Raw genomic sequence first — 314 nt, 5'->3', positions numbered from 1 at the left:
GTCTATGCCACCATCAGCGCCCCCCTGACCCCCGGGGTCACCAGCGTCCCGATCGGGGCGCCGGTGCCCGGGGCGGCGTTGTTCGTGCTCGACGCCTGGTTGCGTCCGGTGCCGCCCGGGGTGGTCGGTGAGCTCTATGTCGCCGGGCGTGGCGTCGGGGTGGGCTATTGGCACCGGCCCTCGTTGACCGCGGCCCGGTTTGTGGCCTGCCCGTTCGGGGGACCGGGGGCGCGGATGTATCGCAGCGGGGATCTGGTGCGCTGGCGCCCCGACGGCCAACTCGACTACCTCGGACGGGCCGATCAGCAGGTCAA

Annotated in this window: 1 protein-coding gene; it reads left to right on the top strand. The window is 72.9% G+C overall.

The window, feature by feature from the left end; all coding sequences use genetic code 11:
* The coding region (locus WU80_RS25000) for an AMP-binding protein (protein ID WP_156349804.1) at positions 1–314 on the top strand (314 nt) is incomplete at both ends.

The sequence above is a fragment of the Mycobacterium sp. UM_11 genome (assembly GCF_001414075.1).
Classification (GTDB): Bacteria; Actinomycetota; Actinomycetes; order Mycobacteriales; family Mycobacteriaceae; genus Mycobacterium.
The sequence above is the reverse complement of the archived record's forward strand: the minus strand, read 5'-3'. Positions and strand labels throughout refer to the sequence as shown.